The organism is Streptomyces roseifaciens, from assembly GCF_001445655.1.
Lineage (GTDB): Bacteria > Actinomycetota > Actinomycetes > Streptomycetales > Streptomycetaceae > Streptomyces > Streptomyces aureoversilis.
In genome coordinates, this window is sequence record NZ_LNBE01000003.1 from 398,240 (window position 1) to 421,351 (window position 23,112).

Annotated in this window: 16 protein-coding genes; 8 read left to right on the forward strand and 8 right to left on the reverse strand. The window is 72.4% G+C overall.

The features are described from left to right. Window positions 1-10: 10 nt before the first annotated feature. From AS857_RS07745 to AS857_RS07760, 4 genes are all read right to left on the reverse strand, one after another. Window positions 11-1,468: an NCS2 family permease gene (locus AS857_RS07745; RefSeq protein ID WP_058042396.1), complete on the reverse strand. Its 1,458-nt coding sequence runs from the start codon at window positions 1,466-1,468 to the stop codon at window positions 11-13. 166 nt (window positions 1,469-1,634) lie between these two features. Continuing rightward, window positions 1,635-4,007 (reverse strand): xanthine dehydrogenase subunit D, encoded by a 2,373-nt coding sequence (gene pucD, locus AS857_RS07750; RefSeq protein ID WP_058042397.1) that lies wholly within the window; start codon window positions 4,005-4,007, stop codon window positions 1,635-1,637. After that, window positions 4,004-4,585 carry a (2Fe-2S)-binding protein gene (locus AS857_RS07755; RefSeq protein WP_058042398.1) on the reverse strand — a complete coding sequence of 194 codons (582 nt, stop codon included), beginning with the start codon at window positions 4,583-4,585 and terminating at the stop codon, window positions 4,004-4,006. Before AS857_RS07755 ends, pucD begins: the two co-directional genes overlap by 4 nt. Then, complete coding sequence (locus tag AS857_RS07760; protein ID WP_058042399.1) at window positions 4,576-5,463, reverse strand: FAD binding domain-containing protein; 888 nt, start codon at window positions 5,461-5,463, stop codon at window positions 4,576-4,578. The genes AS857_RS07755 and AS857_RS07760 overlap by 10 nt, the downstream gene beginning before the upstream one ends. 285 nt (window positions 5,464-5,748) lie before the next feature. On the opposite strand from AS857_RS07760, the gene AS857_RS07765 reads away from it, so the two are divergent. Continuing rightward, on the forward strand, window positions 5,749-7,437 hold the full coding sequence (locus AS857_RS07765) for a PucR family transcriptional regulator (RefSeq protein ID WP_058042400.1): 1,689 nt from the start codon (window positions 5,749-5,751) through the stop codon (window positions 7,435-7,437). Window positions 7,438-7,625: 188 nt separating this feature from the next. Next, window positions 7,626-7,871: a hypothetical protein gene (locus AS857_RS07770; RefSeq protein ID WP_058042401.1), complete on the forward strand. Its 246-nt coding sequence runs from the start codon at window positions 7,626-7,628 to the stop codon at window positions 7,869-7,871. Between the two features lie 54 nt (window positions 7,872-7,925). Here the strand turns inward: AS857_RS07770 and AS857_RS07775 are convergent, their stop codons facing one another. Continuing rightward, window positions 7,926-8,924: an endonuclease/exonuclease/phosphatase family protein gene (locus AS857_RS07775; RefSeq protein WP_058042402.1), complete on the reverse strand. Its 999-nt coding sequence runs from the start codon at window positions 8,922-8,924 to the stop codon at window positions 7,926-7,928. Window positions 8,925-9,396: 472 nt separating this feature from the next. Here AS857_RS07775 and mgtA point away from each other — a divergent pair, with 472 nt between their 5' ends. Then, on the forward strand, window positions 9,397-12,147 hold the full coding sequence (gene mgtA / locus AS857_RS07780; RefSeq protein ID WP_079110166.1) for a magnesium-translocating P-type ATPase: 2,751 nt from the start codon (window positions 9,397-9,399) through the stop codon (window positions 12,145-12,147). A 35-nt stretch (window positions 12,148-12,182) separates the two neighbouring features. Next, the gene (locus tag AS857_RS07785) at window positions 12,183-12,977 is read left to right on the forward strand and encodes an MgtC/SapB family protein (RefSeq protein ID WP_245699679.1); all 795 of its coding nucleotides are present in this window, start codon (window positions 12,183-12,185) and stop codon (window positions 12,975-12,977) included. A gap of 22 nt (window positions 12,978-12,999) precedes the next feature. On the opposite strand, the gene AS857_RS07790 is transcribed toward AS857_RS07785, so the two are convergent. Then, a complete protein-coding gene (locus AS857_RS07790) occupies window positions 13,000-13,887 on the reverse strand; it encodes an NAD(P)-dependent oxidoreductase (RefSeq protein WP_058042403.1) in 888 nt (295 codons plus the stop codon). Window positions 13,888-14,457: 570 nt separating this feature from the next. Here AS857_RS07790 and AS857_RS07795 point away from each other — a divergent pair. From AS857_RS07795 to AS857_RS07810, 4 genes are all read left to right on the forward strand, one after another. Next, complete coding sequence (locus AS857_RS07795; RefSeq protein ID WP_058042404.1) at window positions 14,458-14,676, forward strand: hypothetical protein; 219 nt, start codon at window positions 14,458-14,460, stop codon at window positions 14,674-14,676. Between the two features lie 131 nt (window positions 14,677-14,807). Further along, a complete protein-coding gene (locus AS857_RS07800; RefSeq protein ID WP_058042405.1) occupies window positions 14,808-15,614 on the forward strand; it encodes an HlyD family efflux transporter periplasmic adaptor subunit in 807 nt (268 codons plus the stop codon). Between the two features lie 83 nt (window positions 15,615-15,697). Beyond that, a complete protein-coding gene (locus AS857_RS07805) occupies window positions 15,698-17,815 on the forward strand; it encodes an NHLP family bacteriocin export ABC transporter peptidase/permease/ATPase subunit (protein ID WP_058043984.1) in 2,118 nt (705 codons plus the stop codon). A gap of 58 nt (window positions 17,816-17,873) precedes the next feature. Continuing rightward, window positions 17,874-20,759, forward strand: a complete 2,886-nt coding sequence (locus AS857_RS07810) for an NHLP bacteriocin export ABC transporter permease/ATPase subunit (protein ID WP_079110407.1) — start codon at window positions 17,874-17,876, stop codon at window positions 20,757-20,759. A 62-nt stretch (window positions 20,760-20,821) separates the two neighbouring features. Here AS857_RS07810 and AS857_RS07815 read toward each other — a convergent pair whose 3' ends face one another. Continuing rightward, window positions 20,822-21,088, reverse strand: coding sequence for a hypothetical protein (locus AS857_RS07815; RefSeq protein ID WP_058042407.1), 267 nt, complete (start codon window positions 21,086-21,088; stop codon window positions 20,822-20,824). A 69-nt stretch (window positions 21,089-21,157) separates the two neighbouring features. After that, window positions 21,158-23,050 carry a hypothetical protein gene (locus tag AS857_RS07820; protein ID WP_058042408.1) on the reverse strand — a complete coding sequence of 631 codons (1,893 nt, stop codon included), beginning with the start codon at window positions 23,048-23,050 and terminating at the stop codon, window positions 21,158-21,160. Between the last annotated feature and the right edge of the window lie 62 nt (window positions 23,051-23,112).

The window sequence follows — 23,112 nt, forward strand, 5'->3', positions numbered from 1 at the left end:
CCCGGGCGGCTTACTTGACGCCCAGCCAGCTCTCGATCGGGTGCAGGGCGAAGTACCCCGTGAACACGGCCGTCAGCAGCCACATGAAGACGCCCGGCTCACGCCACCTGCCCTGGGCGGCCTTGATCGCCGTGTAGGCGATGACGCCGGCGCCGACACCCGCCGTGATGGAGTACGTGAACGGCATCAGCACCACCGTCAGGAAGGCCGGGACGGCGATCGCCCGGTCGCTCCAGTCGACGTGCCGGGCGTTGCTCATCATCATCGCTCCGATGACGACGAGCGCGGCGGCGGCGACCTCGCCGGGCACGATGCGCGTCAACGGGGTGAAGAACAGGCATGCGGTGAAGAGCAGCCCCGTCACGACGGACGACAGGCCCGTCCGGGCGCCTTCGCCGACACCGGTCGCCGACTCGATGAAGACGGTCTGCCCCGAGGCCCCCGCGACTCCGCCGATCGCGCCGCCCGCGCCGTCGATGAAGAGCGCCCTGCTCAGGCCCGGCAGCCGGCCGCGCTCGTCGGTCAGCCGGGCCTCGGTGGCGACGCCGATGATCGTGGCCATGGCGTCGAAGAAGCCGGCCAGGACGAGCGTGAAGACGATCATTCCGACGCTCATGACGCCCAGCGACCCCCAGCCGCCGAACTCCACGTGCCCGAGGAGGGAGAAGTCCGGCACGGACACGGCGCCGCCCTCGAGCCCGGGCGCGCCGCTCTGCCAGGCGGCGGCCCCCGGGGCGGCCGCGGCGTTGACGACGACGGCCAGCACCGTGCCGACGACGATGCCGATCAGGATCGCGCCGGGGACGTCGCGGGCCTGCAGCATGAGGACGGCCAGCAGGGTGACGCAGAAGACCAGTACGGGCCAGCCCGCGAGCTCGCCCGCGGGGCCGAGCGTCACCGGTCCGCCGCCCTCGGAGGCGTGCACGAAACCGGCCTTGACCAGCCCGATCAGGGCGATGAACATGCCGATGCCCATCGTGATGGCGTGCTTGAGGGCGAGGGGTATCGCGTTCATGATCAGCTCGCGCAGGCCGGTGACGGCCAGCAGCACGATCACCGCGCCGTACAGCACGCACATCCCCATGGCCTGCGGCCAGGTCATGTGGGGCGCCACCTGGGTGGAGAGCACCCCGGAGACGCCCAGCCCGGCGGCCAGGGCGAGCGGGACCCTGCCGACGAGGCCCATGAGGAGGGTGCAGACCGCCGCGGCGAGCGCGGTGGCCGTGATCAGCCCGGCGTGGCCGAGCCGGTTCCCGGCGGCGTCCGGGCCGGAGAGGATCAGGGGGTTGAGCAGGAGGATGTAGCACATCGCCATGAAGGTGGTGATGCCGCCGCGCACCTCCCGCCCGACGGTGGATCCGCGTGCGCCGATGCGGAAGTAGCGGTCGAGCCGGGAGGCGGCGGAGCGGCGCGGGCCCGCGCCCGCGTCCTGCGCCGCGCCTCTCGGCTCCACGGATGGCTGGGTCATGAGTGCCTGCTCCCATGGTCCGGGCGGGTGGTTCGGCTGCACGGCCCGGGGGACGGCCCGAGACGAAGGACGGCACGTCACCGGCGGCTGGGGGGTGCTGAGGGCCGCGGCCCGGGACAGGGCGCCGGTGGTGCCCTGCGAGGGGCTTTCGGATTCCGGTGGGGACTCAGGTGCCGGTGAGGTGTTCGGGCCGCACCGGCACCCGCGCGAGCGCGATCCCGGTCGCCGCCCGGATCGCCGCGACGACGGCCGGGGTGGCGGACAGCGTGGGCGCCTCGCCGGCGCCGCGCAGCCCGTACGGGGCGTGCTCGTCGGCGAGTTCGAGGATGTCCACGGGGATGGCGGGGGTGTCGAGGATCGTGGGGATCAGGTAGTCGGTGAAGGACGGGTTGCGCACCCGCCCGTCCGCGGCGACGACGATCTCCTCCATGACCGCGAGGCCCAGCCCCTGGACGGTGCCGCCCTGTATCTGGCCGGTGACCGCCAGCGGGTTGACCGCCTTGCCGACGTCCTGCGCGCAGGCCAGCTCCACGACCTTGACCAGCCCGAGCCCGGTGTCGACGTCGACGACGGCCCGGTGGGCCGCGAAGGAGTACTGGACGTGGCCGTTGCCCTGCCCGGTGCGCAGGTCGAACGGCTCGGTGGGCCGGTGCCGCCACTCGCGCTCGACGTCGATCACCTCGTCCTCCAGGACGTCGGCGAGGGCGGCGAGGACCTCGCCCGCCTCGGTGGCGACCTTGCCGCCCTCCAGGACGAGCACGGCCCGCTCCCAGGCCGGGTGGTGCGCGCCGAACCGGGCGCGGCCGAGGGCGAGGACCCGCTCGCGCACCTCCTGGCACGCGTGGCGGACGGCGCCGCCGGTGACGTAGGTCTGGCGGGAGGCGGACGTGGAGCCGGCCGAGCCCACGCGGGTGTCGGCGGGCTGCAGGACGACCCGGGTGACGCCGAGTTCGGTGCGGGCGATCTGGGCGTGGACGGTCACCCCGCCCTGGCCGACCTCGGCCATCGCGGTGTGCACCGTCGCCACCGGCTGCCCGGCGACGGCCTCGAGCCGTACGCGGGCCGTCGAGTAGTCGTCGAAGCCCTCCGAGAAGCCGACGTTCTTGATCCCGACCGCGTAGCCGACGCCGCGGACCACGCCCTCGCCGTGGGTGGTGTTGGACAGCCCGCCCGGCAGGGCGCGGACGTCGGGCGCGCCGCCTGCGGTGTCCCAGGGCCGCTCGGGCGGCAGCGGCCGGGCCTTGACCCGGCGCAGCAGCTCGGCGACGGGCGCGGGGGCGTCCACGACCTGCCCGGTGGGCATCACGGCGCCCTGTTCCATGGCGTTGCGCTGCCGGAACTCCACCGGGTCCAGGCCCAGCCGCTCGGCCAGCCGGTCCATCTGGGCCTCGTAGGCGAAGCAGGCCTGGACGGCGCCGAAGCCGCGCATCGCCCCGCAGGGCGGGTTGTTGGTGTAGAGGGCGAGGGCCTCGACGTCGACGTCGCCGACCACGTACGGGCCGACGGCCAGGGACGCCGCGTTGCCGACGACGGCCGGGGACGAGGAGGCGTAGGCGCCGCCGTCGAGGACGATGCGCGCCTTCACGAACAGCAGGCGCCCGTCGCTGCTCGCGCCGTGCTCGTAGTGGAGCCTGGCGGGGTGGCGGTGCACGTGGCCGAAGAAGGACTCGAAGCGGTTGTAGACCATCTTCACGGGCCGGCCGGTGCGCAGCGCGAGCAGGCACGCGTGGGCCTGCATGGACAGGTCCTCGCGCCCGCCGAAGGCGCCGCCGACGCCCGAGAGGGTCATGCGGACCTTGTCCTCGGGGAGGCCGAGGACGGGGGCGATCTGGCGCAGGTCGGCGTGGAGCCACTGGGTGGCGATGAAGAGGTCGACGCCGCCGTCCCCGGCGGGCACGGCGAGCCCGGACTCCGGGCCGAGGAACGCCTGGTCCTGCATGCCCACCTCGTAGTCGCCGCTGACGACGACGTCGGCGCGGGCCCGGGCGGCGGCCACGTCGCCGCGGACGACGGGCTGGCGGTGGACGATGTTCGGGTGCGGGACGTGGGCGGCGTGGTGGTCGTCGCGGGCCGGGTGCAGCAGGGGCGCGCCGGGGGCGGTGGCGCTCTCCTCGTCGCCGACGACGGGCAGTTCCTCGTAGGTGATACGGATCCGGGCGGCGGCGCGGCGGGCCGTCTCGGGGTGGTCGGCGGCGACGAGGGCGACGGGCTCGCCGTGGTAGCGGACGACGCCGTCGGCGAGGACGGGGGTGTCCTGGATCTCCAGCCCGTAGCGGGTCGCGGCGGGCAGGTCGTCGTGGGTCAGGACCGCGTACACCCCCGGGGTGGCGAGCGCCCCGGAGACGTCGGCGGAGATGATCCTGGCGTGGGCGTGGGGGCTGCGGAGGGTGAAGCCCCACAGCATGTCCTCGTGCCACAGGTCGGAGGCGTAGGCGAATTCGCCGGTGACCTTGAGCGTGCCGTCGGGGCGCGGGGCGGATTCCCCGACGCCGCCGTGGGCGGTCCGGGCGAGGCCGGCGGGGGTGTGCGCGGTGCTCATCGCGGGCCCGCCTCTCCGGCGCGGGCGGCCGCGAGGCGGACCGCGTCGAGGATCGTCTCGTAGCCGGTGCACCGGCACAGGTTGCCCGACAGGGCCTCGCGGATGTCCGCGTCGGAGGGCTCGGGGTTGCGCTCGATGAGCTCGTCGGCGGCGACGAGCAGGCCGGGGGTGCAGAAGCCGCACTGGACGGCGCCCGCGTCGACGAAGGCCTGCTGGACGGGGGAGAGCGCCGCGGCGCGCGTGCCGTCCGGTGCGGCCGTCCAGCGGCGGGCCTCGTCCAGGCTCGTCCCGGCGGGCTCCGGCGGTGTGCCGGCGCCCGCGGCGCGCCGCCGGGCGTGCTCGGCGAGGCCCTCGACGGTGACGACCTCCCGCCCCTCGGCCTGGCCCGCCGCCACCAGGCAGGCGCACACCGGCAGCCCGTCCAGCCGGACCGTGCACGAGCCGCACTCGCCCTGCTCGCAGGCGTTCTTCGAGCCCGGCAGCCCGAGCCGCTCGCGCAGGACGTACAGCAGGCTCTCGCCCTCCCACACGTCGTCGGCCTGCTGCGGCCGGCCGTTGACCGTGAAGTTCACGCGCATCGGCTGTCCCTCCCCCCGCTGCGGTAGGCGTCCCACGTCCAGCCGAGCGTGCGGCGCGCCATCACGGCGACCGCGTGCCGGCGGTAGCGGGCGCTGCCGCGCACGTCGTCGATCGGGTTGCACGCCCCGGCGGCGAGCTCGGCGAACCGGCGGGCGGCCGAGGGCGGCACGGGCCGCCCGGACTCCCAGCAGCCGCCCTCCTCCAGGGCCGCGGCGAGGAAGTCCTCCGCGGCGCGGGCCCGCACCGGCGTGGGGGCCGCGGAGCCGATGCCGGTACGGACCGTGCGGCTGCGCGGGTGCAGGGCGAGGGAGAACGCGCACACGGCGATGACCATGGCGTTGCGGGTGCCGACCTTGGAGAACTGCTGCGGGCCGTCGGCCCGTGCGATGCGCACGGCCCGGATCAGCTCGTCCGGGGCCAGGGCGTTGCGCTTGACGCCGGTGTAGAACTCCTCGGCGGGGATCAGGCGGGTGCCGCGCACGGACTCCGCCTCCACCTGTGCACCCGCCGCCAGCAGGGGCGGGTGGGAGTCCCCGGCGGGGGAAGCGGCGCCGAGGTTGCCGCCGACGCTGCCCCGGTTGCGGATCTGCGGCGAGCCGACGGTGTGCGCCGCGAGCGCCAGGCCGGGCAGCTCGGCCCGCAGCTCCTCCATGATCCGTGCGTACGGGACGGAGGCGCCCAGCCGGACCTCGTCCTCCCCCGTCTCCCATTCGTACAAATCGCCGATGCGGTTCAGGTCCAGCAGGTGGTCCGGCCGGCGCCGATCGAAGTTGATCTCGACCATCACGTCCGTGCCGCCCGCGAGGGGAACGGCCTCCGGGTGCTCGGCCTTGGCGGCCAGAGCCTCCTCCCAGCTGCCGGGGCGCAGGAACTCCATGGGGCTTCTCTTCTCGATCGGTCTCACAGGGTCGTCCGAGGGATGTGCCGGGGTGTGCCGGGTGGTCCGGTGGGGGGATTCCGCGTGGCGGTCCGCCGCGCTCCGCGGCCGTGCCGCACGCTGTGGGCCCAGTACACAGAGCGCCCGGCGGGACGGTGCAGTCACCGAAAACATGAAGCGGTTGGCTGGCCAGAGCGCCCATCTTGTAGATTCGAACGAAAGACGGGGTTGGGAAACCTCACTGCATTCCACTGGTAACAACAAGACAGATCGGCGGCGACCACGATGCGGCTGCGCGCACTCCTGGAGACCGAAGCGCTGGGCCTCCGACTGCTCGGCGGCGAGGACGAGCTGGACCGCACGGTGCGCGGCGTGATGACGACCGACCTGCGCGACCCGAGCCGCTACCTCTCCGGCGGCGAACTGGTCCTCACCGGCCTCGCCTGGCGGCGGGAGCCGGAGGACTCCGAGCGGTTCGTGCGGATCCTCACGGGCGCGGGCGTGGCGGGGCTCGCGGCGGGCGAGGCCGAGATGGCCTCCATCCCGGACGACCTGGTCCGGGCCTGCGCCCGCCACCGCCTTCCGCTGTTCTCCGTGAACGAGAACGTCTCCTTCGCGTCCATCACCGAGCACGTCGTCCGGCAGGTGTCGAGCGAGCGCGCCGGGGACCTGGCGGCCGTCGTCGACCGCCACCGGCGGCTGATGACGTCGGGCCCGGCGGGCGGCGGCCCCGAGGTCGTCCTCGACCTGCTCGGCTCCGACCTCGACCTGCGGGCGTGGGTGCTCTCGCCGACCGGCCGCCCCATCGCGGGCTCCTCGCTGGCGGGCGCCGGGCCCGAGCTGCCCGCCGCGGTCAGCGCGGCCCTGGCCGGCGAGCACCTGGCCGCCTCGCGCACGGGCCGGCGCGGCCCGCACCGGGTGACCATTGCCGGCGACACGTACTCGCTCTTCCCCATCAGCCACAGCGGCCGCGCCCTGGCGGCCCGCGACGTGCGCGAGACGGTCCTGTCGGACTGGCTGCTGGCCGTCGAGGCCGACGCCGGGGACTGGTCGCCGGAGCGGCTCGACCTGCTCGACGGCGTCACCCAGCTGATCGCGGTGGAGCGCGACCGGCGCGACGCCGCCCGCACCGTGCGCCGCAGGCTCGCCCAGGAGGTCCTCGAACTCGTCCAGGCCGGGGCGGCCCCCGCCGAGATCGCCGCCCGCCTGCGCGTCGCCGCGCCCGTCCTGCTGCCCGGCCTCGGCACGGCGCCGCACTGGCAGGTCGTCGTGGCCCGCGTCGAGTGGGAGGACGGCGACATCGCGGGCGGGCCCGTCGCCCAGGCCCTGCTGGAGGAGATGCTCGTCGCCCCGGAGGCGGCCGGGCCCGAGCCGTCCGACCGCATCGCCGTCGCCCACATGGGCGACGAGGCCGTGGCGCTGGTGCCGCTGCCCGCCGTGCCGGCCGAGGCCGAGGGCGGCGAGGAGGGCCGCATCCCCGGCCTGCACGCGGACCGGGTCCTCGCGGCCGTCCGCGAGCCGCTCTCCCGCGGGCTCGACGACGACGGCCGCCTCACCCTCGGCGTCAGCGCCGCCGTCCACTCCGCGGAGGGCCTGCGCGGGGCGCTGGAGGAGGCCCGCCACGCCCGGCGGGTCGCCGCCGCGCGCCCGGGCCGCGTGTGCGCCGCGGGCCACCAGGAGCTGGCCTCGCACGTCCTGCTGCTGCCCTTCGTCCCCGACGACGTCCGCCGCGCCTTCACGGCCCGGCTCCTGGACCCGCTGCGCGACTACGACCGCCGGCACCGCGCCGAGCTCATCCCGACGCTGGAGGCGTTCCTCGACTGCGACGGCTCCTGGACCCGGTGCGCGACGCGGCTGCATCTGCATGTCAACACCCTGCGCTACCGGGTGGGCAGGATCGAGCAACTGACGGGCCGGGACCTGTCGCGCCTGGAGGACAAGCTGGACTTCTTCCTGGCGCTGCGGATGAGCTGAGCGCGGTTTCCGGTTCCGGCTCGCGGCTTCCGGCTCGCGGTTCCGGGCGTCCGGGGCTCGGCTCCCGGCCCCCGGCCCCGGCTTCCGGCGTGCCGGACGTACGACGAAAGACCGGAGCCGTACGCAGAAAGGAGGAGTCGTGCCCAAGTGGGGTACGGCTCCTGTGGCAGGCGCGCATCATCACGGATATGAGTGAGCCTGAAGAGGCGTGCCCCGGCCCCCACGCCTTCTGCAAGGGATGCAGGGGGAGCGGCGACTACCACGCCGCCGTCCTCTACTTGAGCCAGCCCGGCCAGGGCGGCCACATGACGGGGGCTCACCTCTGCCCGTACTGCTCGGGCCGCGGCTTCTTCTGCAAGCACCACCCCCCGTGCAGCGGGCTGCACGACGACGACACGCCCGTCATCGGGCCGGACGTCCTGCCGCCCGTGTGACGTCCGGGGGCGGCTGGGGGACCGGGGGCGGCTTCGTGGGACCGGGGCCCGCCCTCACCCGTGCAGCGTCGCGTCCAGCACCAGCGCCCGGTGATCGGTGCCCGGCAGGTCCAGGAAGCGGGCCCGGTCGGGCTGCAGGGCGGAGCTGAGGAGGACGTGGTCGATCTGGGCGCCCAGCGGGGGCGCCGTCAGCGACGGCCAGGTGGGCGTCCGGGAGCGGCCGAGCACCGCCGCGCCGTCGCGCATGCCCGTGTCCAGCACGGAGCGGAAGGCCGCGTGGTCCTGCGAGGCGTTGAAGTCCCCCGCGATGACGGTGGGGCCCCCGCCCCGGCCGGCGGCCATGGCGCGGACGCGGCCCAGCTCCGTCCGCCACAGCTCCAGCCCGCCCGCCACCGGCGGCATCGGGTGCGCCACCTGGAACAGCAGCTGCGCCCCCGGCACCTGCACCAGCGCCCGGGGCATCGCCAGCGTGCCGGGCACCGAGCCGTCCGGCCGCAGCGGGAACCTGCTCAGGAGCGCGGACCCCTGGGCCCGGCCGCCGCCGACGATCACCCGGTACGGGTACGCGGCCCGCACCTGCGCGCCCTCCAGGGCCGGTGCGCACTCCTCCGGCGCGCACTCCTGCACCGAGACCAGGTCCGGCTTCTCGCGCCGCAGGGCCTCCAGCAGGGCCGGGGTGGCCCCGCCGAACTCCAGATTGGCCGTCAGGATGCGCAGCCGGGCCACCACCGGGCCGGAGGCCGGCGCCCGGTCCGCCGCGTACGGGGGCAGGAAGAACAGCGTGCCGAGGACCGCGGTCAGCGCCCACGCGCAGCCGACGAGCCACCGGGTGCCCGCCGCGAGCACCAGCGCCGTCGCCGCCGGGGCGAGCAACCACGGCAGGAACGCCAGCAGTTGGGGCATCGGCGTGACGCCGTCCACGTCGCAGGCGCGGCACAGCAGCGGCCCGCTCACCAGCAGCAGGAGCAGGCCCGCGCACCAGCGGGCGGCCTTGTGCCGGACGAGGGGCGGCGGCCCCTCGTCCGCCATGGGCACCGGGCCGGCCTCCTCCATGGTTTTGACCCTTGTATTACCTACTGATTGCGGACGGCTTGACGTCATATGGCAAGCTAGACGCTGAAGGTGCCGCTCCGGCCGCATTTGGCGTGTATTTCGCGCGGTGCCTGCACTGTTCGTACGAGCGAGGAGGTGATCGGGATGACCAGTCGGAGTCCCGAGGGAAGTCCTCGCTTCAGTGCGGTTCCTGCTTGCGCAGTGCTCTGATCCACTGAGTTGACGTACGGGGTCGTGTGCCCCGGGCGCTGTTGCGCGCACTTCCTTTATCAGGCCCTTATCGGGCCTTGTCCTCGGTTGCCCGTGCGGCTTTTTCCTGCCTTCCGGCAGCCGTAGCGACCCGTATTCCTGCATCTCCACCGACTTTTCCGTGCCCACGGCCCGGCCGCACCGCCATGGCGCCATGAGGCCATGCCGCCATGCCGTCATGCATTCGTGCGCTGCGCCGTCGTGCCCGGAGAGAGGTTCCGCCATGACCGACACCACCCTCACGCCCCGCAAGCTCGCTCCGCCGGGCCGCACCCGCCGCGAGCGGAAGGCCGCCGAGCTGGAGGCCCGTACCCGCGCCGCCGGCGACCGGCTGGCCAGGATCAGCGGCTGGCCGGCCGCGCAGGTCCTGCAGGACACCCGCGCCACGTCCCACGGCCTGCGCCAGGACGACGCCGAGCTACGGCTCGCGCGCTGCGGGGCCAACGTCGTCGCGCACGACACCGGCCCCCGCTGGTACGCGCAGCTCGCCAAGGCCTTCTGGAACCCCTTCATCATGATCCTGGCCGTCCTGCTGGTGATCATGTACGTGCAGTGGCTGCAGGTCGCCGACGAGGAGCCCTTCGACCCCAAGATCCCCATCATCGGTGCGATGGTGCTGGTCAGCGGCCTGCTGCGGTTCTGGCAGGAGCACCGCTCGGCGGGCGCCGCGGCCGCCCTGCGCGCCCTCGTCACCACGACCACGGCCGTCCGGCGGCGCGCGGGCCACGGCGCCGCCCCGGCCACCGTCGAGATCCCGATGGACCGGGTCGTCGTGGGCGACGTCGTGAGCCTGTCCGCGGGCGACCTCGTCCCCGCCGACCTGCGCCTGCTCACCGCCAAGGACCTCATGGTCGGCCAGGCCGCGCTGTCCGGCGAGTCGCTGCCGGTCGCCAAGGCCGACACGCGCACCCACGACTACGGGCAGTCCACGACCACCGACCCCGTAGAGGCCGACAACCTCTGCCTGATGGGCACCTCGGTGACCTCCGGCACCGCCACCGGCGTGGTCGTCGCCACCGGCGCGGACACCTACTTCGGGTCGATGGCCGGATCCCTCGTCGGGGAGCGCCCCGAGACCAGCTTCGACGCCGGCGTGAAGAAGGTCGGCTTCCTGCTGATCCGCTTCATGCTCGTGATGGTCCCGCTGGTGTTCGCCGTCAACGGCTTCACCAAGGGCGACTGGAACGAGGCGTTCATGTTCGCCGTCGCCGTGGCCGTCGGGCTCACGCCCGAGATGCTGCCGATGGTCGTCACCACCAACCTCGCGCGCGGCGCCGTCGCCATGTCGCGCCGCAAGGTCGTCGTCAAGCGCCTGAACGCCATCCAGAACCTGGGCGCCATGGACGTGCTGTGCACCGACAAGACCGGCACGCTCACCGAGGACCGCATCGTCCTCGACCGCTACCTCGACGTCCACGGCCGGGAGGACACCGAAGTCCTCGAATACGCCTACCTCAACAGCCACTTCCAGACCGGGCTGCGCAACCTCATGGACCAGGCGGTCATCGACCGCGTGCTCGAGGCCGAGGAGGTTGTCGTCGACGCCCGCTTCACCAAGGTCGACGAGATCCCCTTCGACTTCGCCCGCCGCCGCATGTCGGTGGTCCTGAGCCGCAACGACCTGGACGGGCCCGCCTCCGGCGAGCACGCAGTCGGCGAACACGTCCTCATCACCAAGGGCGCCGTCGAGGAAGTCCTGGCGCTGTGCACCCACATGACCGAGGACGGCCGCCGCACCGAGCTCGACGCCGGGCTGCGCCGCCGCGTCACCCGTACCGCCGAGGACAACAACCGGCAGGGGCTGCGCGTGCTGGCGGTCGCCACGCGCACGCTGCCCGGCGACCGCGAGACGTACGGCGTCGCGGACGAGGACGGGCTGACCCTCGTCGGCTTACTCGCCTTCCTCGACCCGCCGAAGGCGGACGCCGCCGCGGCCCTGCAGGCCCTCGCCGAGAAGGGTGTCGCCGTCAAGGTCGTCACCGGCGACAACGAGCTCGTCGCCGCGCGCGTCTGCGCCGACGTGGGCATCGACGTCGGGGCCGTCGTGACCGGGGCCGTCATCGACACCCTCGACGAGACGGAGCTGCGCGCCCTGGTCCGCGCCACCACGGTCTTCGCCAAGACCAACCCGGTGCAGAAGGCCCGCATCGTCCGGGCGCTGCAGGCCGAGGGCCACACCGTGGGCTTCCTGGGCGACGGCATCAACGACGCCGCCGCCCTGCGCGACGCCGACGTCGGCATCTCCGTCGACACGGCCGTCGACATCGCCAAGGAGTCGGCCGACATCATCCTGCTGGAGAAGGACCTGACGGTCCTGGAACAGGGCGTCGAGCAGGGCCGCACCACCTTCGGCAACACCATCAAGTACATCAAGATGACGGCGAGCTCGAACTTCGGGAACGTCTTCTCGGTCCTGGTGGCCAGCGCCTTCATCCCCTTCCAGCCGATGCTCGCGATCCACCTGCTGGTGCAGAACCTCGCCTACGACGTCTCGCAGTTCGCCACGCCCTGGGACCGCATGGACCCGGAGTACCTGCGCAGGCCGCGCACGTGGGACGCCAGGGGCATCGCCCGGTTCATGCTCTTCATCGGCCCGATCAGCTCCGTCTTCGACATCACCACCTTCCTGGTGCTGTGGCACGTCTTCGGGGCGGACAGCGAGGCGGGCCAGACGCTGTTCCAGTCCGGGTGGTTCATCGAGGGCCTGCTGTCCCAGACCCTCATCGTCCACATGATCCGCACCCGCAAGGTGCCCTTCATCGGGTCCCGGGCCTCGGCCCCGGTGATGGTGATGACCGCCGTGGTGATGGCGTTCGGCATCTTCCTGCCGTTCTCGCCACTGGCCCCGGCGCTCTCGATGGAGCCCCTGCCGATGGGCTACTTCCCGTGGCTGATCGCGATCCTGCTGGCGTACTGCGCCCTGACCCAGGCGGTCAAGACCTGGTACATCCGGCGATTCAACACCTGGCTGTGACCGGCCGATAGAGATACCGACGAGGAAGGTGGATCATGGTTGTGGTCAACGAGTGGCACATGGCGGCCAACATCGCGGCCGGCCTGGGCTTCGGTGCGATCATCGGACTGGAGCGCCAGTGGCGGGCCCGGATGGCGGGCTTGCGCACCAACGCGCTGGTCGCGGCCGGATCCGCCCTCTTCGTCCTCCTCTCGCAGTACGGCTTCGCCTCCGCCACCAGCACCACCGGCTACGACGGCTCCCGCGTCGCCGCGCAGATCGTCTCCGGCATCGGCTTCCTCGGAGCGGGCGTCATCATGCGCGACGGGCTGAGCGTGCGCGGCCTCAACACCGCGGCGACCCTGTGGTGTTCGGCCGCCGTCGGCGCCCTCGCCGGGACCGGGCTGTACGTGGTGGCCGCGCTCGGCACCGTGGGCGTGGTCGGTGCCAACACCCTGCTGAGGCCGCTGGCGCGCGGCCTCGACCGGGGGCCGCACGGCGGCGCGGAAGTGGCCACCGACTACCACTTCGAGGTCGTGTGCACCGAGCCCGAGGAGGCCCACGTCCGCACCCTCGCCGTCCAGGCCGTCGCCCGCCCCGGCTTCCGGCTGCGCTCGGTCTACAGCGCGGACGCGGAGGCCCCCGGCAAGGTGGTCGTGTCGGCCGACCTCACCACGGAGCGCCGGGACGACAGCCTCCTGGAGGAGGCCGTCAGCCGCCTCTCCCTGGAACCCGCGGTCTCGGCCGTCAGCTGGACCGTACTGCAGGGCCCCGACGACGACGCGGACGACGACTACACGGCGGAACGCCGGGGCCGGCGCCGGGTGCGGGACTTCTTCACGGGGAGGTGACTCGCCGGGCCCCGCCTGCCGGTCACGCGGCGGGGCGGCCGAGCACCTCCGTCATGCGGGAGAAGGCGTCGTCGCCGTAGCCCGCCTCGATGGCCCGCCGGGCGGTCGCACGGGCGGCCTTGAGGATGCCGGCGTCGATGCCGTGGTGCTCGGTGACGTCGACGATGTGCTCGATGCCGGCCGCGGCCGAGGCGAGGGTGAAGACGTCGCTGACGTGGTTCCCCGCGTCGGTCCGCTCCGCGTGATCGGTGAGGCTGCGGGGCAGCAGGCCCACGATGCCCTGGGCGAACGGCTCCAGGTCCTTCGCCTTGATGTTCTCGGCCCTGGCGAGGGCGAAGGCGTGCGCGATGCCGCTCATGGCCGTCCAGAGGATGTCGAGCAGGGCCACGTCGTGGGCCGCGGCCCGGCCGGGGTCCTCGCCGAGGTACGTGCCGGTGCCGCCCAGGGCGGCGAGCGTGGCCCGGTGGGCCCGGTGGACGGATTCCGGGCCGCTGTAGAGCACGACGGCATCGGGGCCGCCGATGGTCACGGTCGGGGTCATGATCGCGCCGTCCAGGTAGCCGAAGCCGTGCCGGGCGGCCCATGCGGCCGTCTCGCGGGCGTTCGCGGGGGAGTCGGCGGTGAGATTCACCAGGGTCCGGCCCTCGAGGGCCGTGGTCACCGGGCCGAGGATCGTGCGGACGGCGGCGTAGTCGATGACGCAGACGACGACGAGGGGGCTCGCGGCGATCGCCTCGGCGGCCGTGGGGGCGAGGACCGCGCCCTGCTCGACCAGTGCGGCGGCCTTGCCGGGGGAGCGGTTCCACACGGTGGTCGGGTGACCCGCTTTCAGGAAGGCGCCGGCCAGGGCCTGGCCCATGAGACCGAGGCCGATGACGGTGACGGGCGCGCCGGCAGGGGCGTGGGGCATCTGTTGTCCGTTCGTTCGGGGGGTGGTTCGCGGGGTGGTTTGTGGGGGTGGTCCGTGGGGTGGTCCGTCACGAGCTTCGTCCGGGGTCCGCCGGGTCCTCAAGTACGCACTTCGAGGTAAGTGATTACCCCGGGGAAGGTGTCCCGGCCGTGTCCCGGCCGCGTCCTGCGCCGCGCCCCGGCCCGCACCCGGTGTGCCGTTCCCGTCACCGAACGTCGCTCCGGGAAATCTCCACAATCTCCGGGTACCGGCGGTAGCCCCTGTTCACCGGCCCGGAAAATGCCGGTTATGCCCGACGCGCTTGATGGTCGTGTGTCCATTTATGTTCCGCGCGGATCACGAGGCCCGTGTATCTGTTACTCGATCTTGTGAAGAACGTGTGATGATCCGGCGGAGGAATCCGAAAGCGTGCCTTCGGAAAGGGCCTCCGGACGTCAATGCGGTTGGCCGCGCCACCCGTTCGCGTGCTTATATCTGCGGCACCGCGGCGGCTCTTTGAACGGTGGCCGGTTCCGGCCGGGCCGACGCGGTCAATTGAGAAACATTCAGACAAACGAAGGGTGCGCCATAATGCGTGACAACCTCGAGACCCGTGAGATCGCCGACGCCGAGCTGGACGCCGTTTCCGGCGGTGTGAGCATTTCCGGCGGCCTGCTCGGCGCCGTGACCGGCGACGTTCACAACGTGCTGGGCACCGTGACCTCGCTGCAGACGGTCCAGGCCGTGCCGGGCGCGGCCGGTCAGGTCGAGGGCATCGTCGGCGTGCGCGCCGGCGTCGCCGGTCTCTGAGAAAACCGCCACCCGTGAATCCCGGAACTCCTCCCCTGTTCCGGGGTTCACGGCTGCCCGTATTTCCGCCGCATATTTCGGCGCCGTAGTCGTCAGCAGCCGGGTCGCCGGTGCAGTAGAAGGAATAGTCCGTGCAGTTCCGCCAGCAGGCGCTTTCCAAGCTGCAATCGCCCGAAGAGCTCGATCTGCCCGTACGATTCGCGCGCCCGCAGGGCCGGCTCGTGCTGGCCGTCACGGTCGCCGTCGTTGCCGCGGCGGCTTTCTGGGCGTTCACCGGAACGGTGTCGTCCAGGCTGAGCGCACCCGGCATTCTCACCCGGGCCGAGGGCAGTTATCTGCTGCAGAGCCCGTACGCGGGGCAGGTCACCGGAGTCCTCGCGCGCGAGGGCCAGCTGCTGGCGCCGGGCGCCCCCCTGCTGCAGATCAGCACGGACCGGGGCGAGCGGACCGTGCGCGTCGTGGCCGGGGGACGGGTGACGACGCTCGTCGCCAAGACGGGCGCGGTCGTCACGACCGGCGCGGACGTCGCGATCGTGGAAAAGGTGACGAACCCGGACGAGCCGCTGGTGGCCATGCTGTACGTGCCCGGCGGGAGCGGCGGCGCGATCCCCGTGGGCGCCGCGGTCGACCTGAACGTCCAGTCCGTCCCCCGGGAGAAGTTCGGCGTGCTGCGCGGCCGCGTCCAGGCCGTAGGCCGCGCACCCCAGACCCCGGCGCAGATCGGCGGCTTCCTCGGTGACGGCCGGCTCGCCGCACAGTTCACCCGGCAGGGCAACCCCGTCGCCGTGCTCGTGCGGCTGGAGCGCTCGCCCGCCGCCCGGTCCGGCTACCGCTGGTCCTCGGCGGACGGCCCCCCGTACGCCGTCGACTCCACGACGCCGGTCACCGCCGCCGTCCACCTCGCCGACCAGCGGCCCGTCGACTGGCTGCTGCCGTGACCGCCCCGCGCCGCCGCCGCGCGCCCGCACCCGCCCCCCGGGGCCGGACGCCCCGGCCCGTCCGCACCCCCACCGTGCTGCAGATGGAGGCGGTGGAGTGCGGTGCCGCCGCGCTGGCCATGGTGCTCGGCCACTACGGCCGCTTCGTCCCCCTGGAGGAGCTGCGCATCGCGTGCGGCGTCTCGCGCGACGGCTCCCGAGCGAGCAACCTCCTCAAGGCCGCCCGCAGCCACGGGCTGAAGGCCAAGGGCATGCAGATGGACGTCGGCGCGCTCGCCGGGGTGCGCCCGCCCGCCGTCCTCTTCTGGGAGTTCAACCACTACGTCGTCCACGACGGCACGGGCCGCCGCTTCGGCCGCCGGGGCGTGTACGTCAACGACCCCGCAAAAGGCCGGCGGTTCGTCCCCATGGACGAGTTCGACGACTCCTTCACCGGCGTCGTCCTCACCTTCGAACCCGGCGACGACTTCCGCCGCACCGGCCGCAGACCGGGCGTCACAGGCGCCCTGCCCGCCCGCCTGCGCGGCACCTCCGGCACCCTGCTCGCCGCCGTGATCTCCAGCCTCCTGCTGGTGGTCGTCGGCGCGGCGGTGCCCGCGCTCAGCCGCACGTACATCGACACGTTCCTGATCGGCGGCCGGACGTCGCTGCTGGGCGTGCTCTTCGCGTCCATGGCGGGCGCCCTGGTGCTCACCGCGACGCTCACCGCGCTGCAGCAGGCCAACCTGCTGCGCGGGCGCATCATCTCCTCCACCCTGGGCAGCGCCCGCTTCCTGCGGCACCTGCTACGCCTCCCCGTCACCTTCTACTCCCAGCGCAACCCCGCCGACCTCGTCCAGCGCCTGCAGTCCAACGACGCGGTCGCCGAGACCCTGGCGCGCGACCTCGCCGCGGCCGGCGTGGACGCGGTCGTCGTCCTGCTCTACGCCGTGCTGCTGTGGACGTACGACCCGCAGCTCACCGTCGTCGGCGTGCTGATGGCGCTGCTCAACGTCGTCGCCATGCGCATCGTGGTCCGCGTACGGGCCACCGGGACGCAGAAGCTGCGCGCCGAGAGCGCCCGGCTCACCAACACCTCCTACAGCGGCCTGACCCTCATCGAGACGATGAAGGCCACCGGCGGCGAGAACGGCTTCTTCCGCCGCTGGGCCGGCCAGCACGCGGTCACGCTCGACGTGCAGCAGCGGCTCGGCGTGCCCAGCGCGTGGCTGGCGGTCGTCGCGCCCGCGCTGGCCGCGCTCAACAGCGCCCTGATCCTGATGATCGGCGGCGTGCGCGCGGTGGAGGGCCACCTCTCCGTCGGCCTGCTCGTCGCCTTCCAGGCCCTGGTCACCGGCTTCACCGCGCCGATCACCCGGCTCAACGGCGTCGCCGGGCGGATCCAGGACTTCGCGGCCGACGTCGCCCGCCTCAAGGACGTCGAGAACTTCCCCGCCGACCCGGTCTACTCGCGGCGCGAGGCCCCCGCCGGCACCCGCCGCCTCAAGGGCCACGTGGAGCTGGAGAACGTCACCTTCGGCTACAGCCCCCTCGACGCCCCGCTGCTCAAGGACTTCTCGCTCTCGGTCGGCCCCGGGCAGCAGATCGCGCTCGTCGGCGGCTCCGGCAGCGGCAAGTCCACCGTCTCCCGGCTCATATCCGGCCTCTACGCCCCCTGGGAAGGCGCCATCCGCATCGACGGAATGCGGCTGGAGGACATCCCGCGCGGCGCGCTGGCCGCCTCCGTCTCCTTCGTCGACCAGGACGTCTTCCTCTTCGAGGGCACCGTGCGCGACAACGTCGCCCTGTGGGACCCGTCGATCACGGACGAGGCCGTCGTCGCAGCCCTGGAGGACGCCGCCGTGTACGACGTCGTCGCGCGCCGCCCCGGCGGCATCCACAGCCGCGTCGAGCAGGACGGCCGTAACTTCTCCGGCGGCCAGCGCCAGCGCCTGGAGATCGCCCGGGCGCTGGTGCGCCGCCCCAGCGTCATGGTCCTGGACGAGGTGACCAGCGCCCTGGACGCGGTCACCGAGCAGACCGTCATGGACAACCTGCGGCGCCGCGGCTGCGCCTGCGTCGTCATCGCCCACCGGCTGAGCACCGTGCGCGACAGCGACGAGATCGTCGTCCTCGACCGGGGCACGGTCGTGGAACGCGGGCGGCACGAGTACCTGGTGGCCGCGCAGGGCACGTACGCGGAACTGGTCAAGGAGCACTGAGGTGACGACTCCGCACCACGCCCACGTCCCGGTCGCCGCCGATCCCGTGCTGGCCGCCATGGGCGGGCTCGGGACGCCCGTCGACTGCACCGGCCTGCGCAGCCTGTCGCTGGAGGGCCCGCACGTGCTGTGGCTCGTCGAGGACGGCGAGCTGGACCTGTTCGCCGTCGACGTCGCGCAGGCGGGCCACTGGCACTTCCTGGGCCGGCTGGAGCCGGGCACGCTGCTGCTGGGCCCGGCGGAGGGCCCGGCGCACACGCTGACCGGCCGCCCGCGGCAGGGCTGCCGGCTGCGCCGCATCGAGCTGGGGGAGCTGTACGCGTATGGCGCGTATGGCGCGTATGGCGACCAGGGATACGGCACGAACGGCTCGCATGGCTCGTACGGCGATCAGGGGTATGGCGCGTACGGCGCGTACGGCTCGTACGGCGACCAGGGATACGGCTCGTATGGCTCGTACGGCGCTCCTGAAGGGACGCTGAGCCCCTTGGAGGACGCCTTTGCCCTCGGCGTCGGCCGCGGCCTGCACGTGCTGTATCAGGCGCCGCTGGAGAACAACAGGACCGGCGCCGCCCGCAGCGGGGCCGACGACGACGTGCTGTGGATGCAGATCGCCCCGGGCAGTGTGCAGTACGGCGCCGCGTACGAGGGGTACGCCGCGGGGAGCCTCCTCGTCGACGCGGCGATGTGGCAGGGCATGATCGACCAGCAGTACCGCCTGCTGCACGCCCTCGACCGCTGGATCGAGCAGCTGGAGCGCGCCCACGAGGACCGTACGGCCGCCGGCATCGAGGCGGGCGAGGCCGCCCGCACCCAGGCGGACCGGACGCTGATCGCTTCCATCGGCCGCTCCGGCGAGAGGTCCCGGCGCGGCGGGACCGGCGGCGACGACAGTGCGACGTTCGAGGTGTGCCGGCTGGTGGCCGGGGCGGCGGGCATCGCCCTGTCCGAGCCCGGCGCGGCCTCGCCGGGCCGGACGGACCCCGTCGAGCGCATCGCGCTCGCCTCACGGATCCGCACCCGTACCGTCAGGCTGAGCGGCCGATGGTGGCAGGAGGACGGCGGGCCCCTGGTGGCCCGGCGCGCGGGGGACGGGGCACCGGTCGCCCTGCTGTGGCGGCGCGGCCGCTACGAGGCGGTCGACCCGGCGACCGGCACGCGGGAGCGCGTGGGGAAGGACGCCGAGTCCTCCTTCGAGCCGCGGGCCGTCATGTTCTACCGCCCGCTGCCGGACGTGCCGTTGGGGCCGCTGGGGCTGGTGCGTTTCAGCGTGCGCGGCACCGGCAGGGACCTGCGCGGCGTCCTGCTGGGCGGCCTGGTCGCCGTCTGCCTGGGCGCACTCGTGCCCGTCGCCACGGGACGGGTGCTCGGCACGTACGTACCCGCCGCCGAGACCGGCCTCATCGTGCAGACCGCCCTGGGGCTCGTCGTCACGAGCATCGTCTCGGCGGTCTTCATGCTGCTCCAGAACGTCTCCGTCCTGCGGATGGAGGGCCGTATCGAGGCCACCCTGCAGCCGGCCGTCTGGGACCGGCTGCTGCGGCTGCCGACGACGTTCTTCACCGGCCGCTCCACCGGCGAACTGGCCGGTGCCGCCATGGGCATCAGCGCCGTCCGCAGGACGCTGTCCGGCATCGGCCCGGTCGTCCTGCAGGCGGCCACCGTCGGCACAATGAACCTCGTCCTGCTGCTCGTCTACAGCGTGCCGCTGGCGCTGGCCGCCGTCGCCATGCTGACCGTCATCGCGGCGGTCTTCCTGGGCCTGGGGCTGTGGCAGCTGCGCTGGCAGCGGCAACTGATCAAGCTGAGCAACAAGCTCAACAACCAGGCGTTCCAGACCCTGCGCGGACTGCCGAAGCTGCGCGTGGCCGCGGCCGAGAGCTTCGCCTACGCCGCCTGGGCGCGGGAGTTCGCCCGCACGCGCGAGCTGCAGCAGCGCATCGGCCGGCTCAAGAACGTCGTGACGGTGCTCAACGCGGTCTGCCTGCCCCTGTGCACGCTCGTGATGTTCATGCTCCTGGCGGGCCCGGCCCGGGACAGCATGTCCGCGGGGGACTTCCTCACCTTCAGCACCGCCGTGACGATGCTGCTGTCCTCCGTGACCCAGCTGACTGGCGCCCTCCTGTCGGCCGCCGCCGTCCAGCCGATGTTCGAACAGGTCAGGCCGATCCTCCGGGCCGAGGTCGAGGTCCGCGGCTCGAGCGTCCAACCGGGCGAACTGAGCGGCGCCATAGCGGCCAAGAGCCTGTCCTACCGCTACAGCGCGGACGGCCCGCTCGTCCTCGACGACGTGACCTTCGACGTGCGCCCGGGCGAGTTCGTCGCCGTCGTCGGCGCCAGCGGCTGCGGCAAGTCGACCCTCCTGCGCCTGCTCATCGGCTTCGACAAGCCCGCCTCCGGCAGCGTCCTCTACGACGGCCAGGACCTCGCCGCCCTCGACCGGCCGGCTGTCCGCCGCCAGTGCGGCGTCGTCCTCCAGCACGCCCAGCCGTTCTCCGGCTCGATCCTCGACTGCATCCGCGGCGCCGGCGACTTCACCCTGGAAGAGGCGTGGGAGGCCGCCGCGATGGCGGGCCTCGCCGAGGACATCAAGGCGATGCCCATGGGCATGCACACCATGCTCTCCGACGGCGGCGGCACCGTCTCCGGCGGCCAGCGCCAACGCCTCATGATCGCCCAGGCCCTCATCCGCAAGCCCCGCGTCCTCTTCCTGGACGAGGCCACGAGCGCACTGGACAACGAGGCCCAGCGCGTGATCACCGAATCCACCCGCGCCCTACGGGCCACGCGCATAGTGATCGCCCACCGCCTGTCCACGGTCATGGACGCCGACCGCGTCATCGTCATGTCGGAAGGCCGCATAACCCAACAGGGCCCACCCACCACCCTCCTGACCGACACAACAGGCCTCTTCCACGAACTGGTCCACCGCCAGCTCGGCTGACCCGGGGCCCGGGGCAGGGGCACCGCCGCCGGGGCCTCAGGCTCTCCCCAGCCAGGGTCGGCTCAGCCTATTCCCTCGCGTGCGGCCTTCAGGTCGTCCACGAAGAACACGTCTTGACGCCACTCCCCGGGCCATGCAGCGAGTACGAGATCTTTCGGTCCCGCCTGCGCCAGCAGGGCCCGCTTGTCAGTGATGCGGGTCGCTTGGGAGACGACCCCCTGGGCATCGATCCGGATCAGGGTCACGGTCTGTCCGCGCCAGGGGAACCCGGCTTCCACAGAGCTGGTGCGGCGGAGGCTCGAAGCGTTGAACTCGGCAAATCTCGGCATGATGTGCAGCCTACTTTTGCCGTTGAGGGGGTGTGGATCTTTTGCGTACACCAGTGCGCGGCTCGCAGCTCATGCAGCAGGCCAGGCATCGAACGTCTCGCTCGCGGGAATGCCTGAGAGCCATCGCGCGGCCCAGGTGTCGGCGTTGTCTCGTCTCTTGGCATGCGCTGTTGCCTGGGACTCGCCTTCGAGCAGCGCACTGAGGCTGTCCATGAGGCCGGTGCCCGCCAGGAAATGGGCGAGCGGTGCGACCGACGCAGCTGCCCCTGGTGTGACGGGGCCGCCATGCGCGAGTGAATTACGCACAGATCTCAAACGATTGAGGGCACGTGACCAGCGGTCATTGAACTCCTCGTACCAGGCGTGCATGCCTTCACCTCCCGCTACTCGCCTCGCCAGGCTCTCCGCACGCCGCCGCTGCTTGCTGTGTGTGGGGTAGACCAGCACAAGGTCTGGCAACCTGGAGATAACCTTGTGTATGTCGGTGTGGAAACCCATACCCTCGTACTGCACCATTTCCCTGCGCAGCGCCTCGGCGGCTTGGCCGACGTCCGGCGTGAAGTGCCTCAGGTCATCGCGGGCGTGCCAGGCCACACGCATCAGTGCGTGGGCGATTTGATGCTGGATCCAGGCGTTCTTGTGGAAGTTGTCCAGGTAGACGTACCACTCCTGGCCCGAGACCCTGCTGGCGAGCAGTTCGAGGATCCTCACGTCCAGGACGACCGCCGGCAGGGAAGGTTGTGCGCTGGAGGCTTTCCACCAGCCGACCGCGTCGATGACATCGGACAGGTCCGAGTTTGCTCCAGGGAGATGCGGAGCAACACGAGGGGCCATACGATTCAAGCGCTCTGCCGTGGCATCCATTTGGAGGTGCGGTGTCGCGAAGTCTTCCTCGGCCAGGCGGAATGCCTCGTTGGAAGTGCAGATGCCGTCGACAGCATGGATGTACCCCACGTACATCTCCCAGCCGCGGAAGTCCTCCGGGAATGTCGCGGCTAGGACCATGGACCGTGCCTGTAGACGCGAGACGGCTGGAGCGTCTGCCGCTGCTACTACGCCGAGATCGACGCGTACGAGGACTACGTGCGGTCCCTCCGGAAGCCAGTCCGTGGGGAAGAAGGATTCGGCTTCGGTCACCTCGTGCGGCAGTTGGTCTCGGTGAGGGCCATCCTCGGTCGCGTTGCCATGAAACCAGTCCCGGTCGTACAGGGTGATGGATCCGAACGTCTGCACCATGCCCGCGATCCGCGCCTTCGCGAAGGCGTGCCACACCACGTGATGGGCCCGACGTGGAGGAACTGTCAGCAGTCGCACAGAGAGGTCGAGCCGGGCCTCTTCGGACAGGCCGGCTGATGCCTCGGCATCCTGACGCGACAGCGTGCTCAGGTCCGCGACGTCCCCCAGACTGAGCTGAGCCACCCGCACGTCTATCTGCCGGTCGAGTAGGACCCCGGTGATGGAGCGCATCACTTCTGCGGAACCTCGCTGAGAACGCTTCAGGAGGGCGCGGAGCAAGCCAGTACGCATGCGGATGACCTCGTAGTCCTGGCCGTCTCTGACAGCGGACACGACGTCCCGCCAAGCGCAGATCAACTGGCCGTCTGAGCAGGCTTCCCGGGCGAGGGAGAGCAGCAGCTGACTCGCCTGTGCCACTTGCTCTTCGGCCCCCGCCGCAGGCAGGCCCTCCATTGCGGAACGGAAAGTGTCCACCTGGACGGTCAGCCCCTGTCTGTACTCCGGTCCCAGACGGTTGACGCCGTCGTCGAAGTCGTTCATGGCGGCCTGCCAGTAGAACCGGTGCCGCCTTTCGAAGTCGCGCGAGTCGTCAAGCCAAGACCGGAGCTGGTCCAGCGTCGCCGGGAACGTCAGGTCCACTTCTTCCTTTTCGTACCAACGGTCGCGGAGGGCCTCCGTCAGCTCGAAGGTCCACGATGGGTCGACTACGACATCCCCGAAGAACATGTGCTTCAGTTTGCCCCCTTGCAGCCCGGGCCGGTCGCACAGGCGGCTGACACGCAGCTGGA

Excerpts from the sequence above, each read along its gene's own strand:
- AS857_RS07810 (WP_079110407.1), top strand. The coding sequence starts at position 17,874 with ATGGGCGGGCTCGGGACGCCCGTCGACTGCACCGGCCTGCGCAGCCTG.
- AS857_RS07805 (WP_058043984.1), top strand. The coding sequence starts at position 15,698 with ATGGAGGCGGTGGAGTGCGGTGCCGCCGCGCTGGCCATGGTGCTCGGC.
- pucD (WP_058042397.1), bottom strand. The coding sequence starts at position 4,007 with ATGAGCACCGCGCACACCCCCGCCGGCCTCGCCCGGACCGCCCACGGC.
- AS857_RS07755 (WP_058042398.1), bottom strand. The coding sequence starts at position 4,585 with ATGCGCGTGAACTTCACGGTCAACGGCCGGCCGCAGCAGGCCGACGAC.
- AS857_RS07770 (WP_058042401.1), top strand. The coding sequence starts at position 7,626 with ATGAGTGAGCCTGAAGAGGCGTGCCCCGGCCCCCACGCCTTCTGCAAG.
- AS857_RS07790 (WP_058042403.1), bottom strand. The coding sequence starts at position 13,887 with ATGCCCCACGCCCCTGCCGGCGCGCCCGTCACCGTCATCGGCCTCGGT.
- AS857_RS07745 (WP_058042396.1), bottom strand. The coding sequence starts at position 1,468 with ATGACCCAGCCATCCGTGGAGCCGAGAGGCGCGGCGCAGGACGCGGGC.
- mgtA (WP_079110166.1), top strand. The coding sequence starts at position 9,397 with ATGACCGACACCACCCTCACGCCCCGCAAGCTCGCTCCGCCGGGCCGC.
- AS857_RS07775 (WP_058042402.1), bottom strand. The coding sequence starts at position 8,924 with ATGGAGGAGGCCGGCCCGGTGCCCATGGCGGACGAGGGGCCGCCGCCC.
- AS857_RS07795 (WP_058042404.1), top strand. The coding sequence starts at position 14,458 with ATGCGTGACAACCTCGAGACCCGTGAGATCGCCGACGCCGAGCTGGAC.
- AS857_RS07760 (WP_058042399.1), bottom strand. The coding sequence starts at position 5,463 with ATGGAGTTCCTGCGCCCCGGCAGCTGGGAGGAGGCTCTGGCCGCCAAG.
- AS857_RS07820 (WP_058042408.1), bottom strand. The coding sequence starts at position 23,050 with ATGTTCTTCGGGGATGTCGTAGTCGACCCATCGTGGACCTTCGAGCTG.
- AS857_RS07785 (WP_245699679.1), top strand. The coding sequence starts at position 12,183 with ATGGTTGTGGTCAACGAGTGGCACATGGCGGCCAACATCGCGGCCGGC.
- AS857_RS07765 (WP_058042400.1), top strand. The coding sequence starts at position 5,749 with ATGCGGCTGCGCGCACTCCTGGAGACCGAAGCGCTGGGCCTCCGACTG.
- AS857_RS07815 (WP_058042407.1), bottom strand. The coding sequence starts at position 21,088 with ATGCCGAGATTTGCCGAGTTCAACGCTTCGAGCCTCCGCCGCACCAGC.